Origin of the sequence: Cobetia sp. LC6, from assembly GCF_030264805.1 — a bacterium.
Classification (GTDB): Bacteria; Pseudomonadota; Gammaproteobacteria; order Pseudomonadales; family Halomonadaceae; genus Cobetia.
Genome location: NZ_JASSPL010000026.1, coordinates 1 through 2937, shown reverse-complemented (window position 1 = coordinate 2937; position 2937 = coordinate 1). Strand labels below are relative to the sequence as shown.

The following is a 2937-nucleotide window of genomic DNA, read 5'->3' as shown; positions in this document are numbered from 1 at the left end:
CGTATCAAGGCGCTGGATCAGCAGGCGCGCAGCGGCGAACGCCTGCGCAGCAGCTATCGCGACCAGTTCATCACCGGCTCGCGCAATATCGAGGATCTGCTGACCATCGAGAGCGAGATCTTCGCCGCACGGCGCCAGATGATCGAGCTCAACACCCAGCTGCTCACCGACCAATATGACCTGGCGACCCAGCTGGGTGCTCTGCCGCTGGTCTCCTCGCCCTATCGGGCCGACGCCGCTGCCACCCCGCCAGAGACGGCGCATACCTCGCTGCCCCACTCTCATCACCATGCCAGCCAGGGAGTCAGCCCATGAGCGCCCCACAGACCACCGCCTCCTCGGCCACGGTGACATCGCAACCTGACCCATTGCTGGAAAGCGTTCGCCAGTTGCTGCGCCTGCAGGGCCATGGCATCGACCTCGAGCGTCTGCGACACGGCATGCCACTCACCAAGGGTGAACTGGCGCCGCAGGATCTGGAACAGGCCCTGTCGCGCCAGGGCATCGCCGCGCGTCTGAGTCAGGCGCCGCTCAGCGAGATCCCCGAAAGTCTGATGCCCTGTGTCGTGCTGCTGGAAGACGGCAGCAGTCGCGTACTGCTGGCCCATGAGGCCTCGCACCAGTGGCCTGACCAGTTGAGCACGGGATCGAGCAGCGAGTCATCTAGTGAGTCGAGCAGCGATACGAGCGACGCCCAGGCAGACGATGACTTGGACACCACTCCCAGCGGACCCGGCTACAAGCTGCTCGATCCCCTGTCCGGTGGCGCCTACTGGCTGTCACAGGACGCACTGGCTGCCACCTATGCCGGCATTGCGCTGTTTGCACATGGCGAGATCTCGCTGGAGCGCGCGGAAGGCTATAGCCAGACCCAGAAGGGGCACTGGCTGACCTCACGTCTCAAGTCGCATTGGCGCGTCTTTGCCGAGGTCGCATTGTCCTCCTCGCTTGCCGCCCTGCTGGCCGTGGCGACGGCCCTGTTCGCGATGCAGGTCTATGACCGGGTGGTGCCGACCGGTGCCGTCGATACGCTGTGGGCGCTGGGTATCGGCGTGATACTCGCCATTGGGCTGGAAGCCTTGTTGCGCGCATTGCGGGCGCAGCTGATCGAGAACTCGGGCAAGAAGATCGACCTCGAACTCAACGATCATATCTTCCGCCACGCCGTGCAGATGCGCCTGGCCTCGAAGCCGCGGTCGACCGGGGCGATGGCCAGCCAGATTCGTGACTTCGATGCCATCCGAGAATTCTTCACTGCCTCGACCCTCGGGGCCTGTGGTGACCAGCCCTTCGCGCTGCTGTTCCTGGGGCTGATCGCCCTGCTGGGCGGCCCGGTGGTCTGGGTGCCGGTGGCGGCCATCGTGTTGATGCTGATTCCCGTGCTGCTGGCGCAACCCTGGCTGTCGAGATTGTCGCGTGAAGGCATGCGCGAATCCGCGGTCAAGAATGGCGTGCTGCTCGAGACCCTCGACAATCTCGAGAACCTCAAGGCCTGTCGCGCCGAGGGCCATGCCAGCCGTCAGTGGCAGCGCCTGACCTCCGAGCAGACCCACCGCGGCATCACCTTCCGCCACGCCGTCGCCTGGCTGACCAGCTGGGGCACCGGCATGCAGCAGCTGGCCTATGTCGGCGTCATCATTGCCGGTGTCTACCTGATCATGGCCGGCGAGTTGAGCGTCGGTGCGCTGATCGCTTGTTCGATTCTGTCGTCGCGGGCCATCGGCCCGACCCTGCAGATCAGTGCACTGCTGAGCCGCTGGCAGCACGTCAAGGTCGCCAAGGAAGGACTGGATGCGCTGATGGAGACCGATATCGAGCGTCCCAGCGATCGTCGCTTCGCGCGCCTCGCCCAGGCACGCGGTCACTACCAGGCCGAGAATCTGCACTGGCGCTACGATGAGGAAGCCCCGGAAGCCCTGGCGCTGGACCGCCTGAGCATCGCACCCGGCGAGCACATCGCCCTGCTGGGGGGCAACGGCGCGGGCAAGAGCACCCTGCTGCGTCTGCTGGCCGGCTACTTCACGCCCACCAGTGGCGAGCTGACCCTCGACAATCTCGCCCTGAGTCAGATCGACCCTGCCGATCGTCAGCGAGCCATCGGCTATCTGCCGCAGGACATCAGCCTGTTCAGCGGCACGCTGCGCGACAACCTGTGCATCGACGGGCGGGATGTCAGCGACATGCGCCTGCTGGAGGTCATCGAGATGACCGGACTGGGCGATTTCGTACGCCGCCACCCGCTGGGGCTGGATATGATGCTGCATGACCGCCACAGCCTGTCCGGAGGCCAGCGTCAGAGCCTCGGCCTTGCTCGCCTGGTCCTGCAGGACCCCGCCGTCGTGCTGCTGGATGAGCCCACCGCCTCGCTGGACCAGGCCACCGAGCAACACGTCATCAAGACCCTCGGCCCCTGGCTTGCCGGCCGCACCCTGGTGCTGGCCACACACCGCAAGTCGCTGCTCGGCTGGGTCGAACGCGCCCTGGTGCTGCGCCACGGCAAGCGCGTCATGGACGGCCCGCTGGATCAGATCATGGCCAGACAATCGGCCGGCAAGACACCGGCCACCTCCGCATCCCGTCAGCGCCAGGAGGCCTCATGAGCCAGCGTTTCGATCCCGAACTCATCAAACGCGAGCTGGGCGCGCCGGACCAGAAGCTGGAAAGCCACTGGTCGCGTCCGCTGCTATGGGCCAGCTTCCTGGTCATCGCGCTGTTCATCGCCTGGTCGAGCTGGGCCGAGGTCAACGAAGTGGCGCGTGGCGAAGCCAAGGTCATCCCCTCCTCGCGCCAGCAGACCATCCAGAGCCTCGAGGGCGGCATCCTGGATGAAATGATGGTCAGCGAGGGCGAGATCGTCGAGGCCGGTCAGCTATTGGCCGCCATCGACGAGACCCGCTTCCGCTCGGCCTACATGGAATCACTGAGTCAGGCGCAGGC

General features: G+C 65.7%; 2 protein-coding genes and 1 pseudogene. All 3 read left to right on the top strand.

Translation table 11 applies throughout. The features are described from left to right. The coding region (locus tag QQF40_RS16945; RefSeq protein WP_285462022.1) for a hypothetical protein at positions 1-315 on the top strand (315 nt) is incomplete at its 5' end. Further along, positions 312-2600 carry a type I secretion system permease/ATPase gene (locus QQF40_RS16940; RefSeq protein WP_285462021.1) on the top strand — a complete coding sequence of 763 codons (2289 nt, stop codon included), beginning with the start codon at positions 312-314 and terminating at the stop codon, positions 2598-2600. The genes QQF40_RS16945 and QQF40_RS16940, both read left to right, overlap by 4 nt. Further along, positions 2597-2937 (top strand): annotated as a pseudogene (locus QQF40_RS16935) (biotin/lipoyl-binding protein); the annotation flags it as partial. The gene QQF40_RS16940 and the pseudogene QQF40_RS16935, both read left to right, overlap by 4 nt.

Coding starts and splice junctions, on each gene's coding strand:
- QQF40_RS16940 (WP_285462021.1), top strand. CDS start 312: ATGAGCGCCCCACAGACCACCGCCTCCTCGGCCACGGTGACATCGCAA.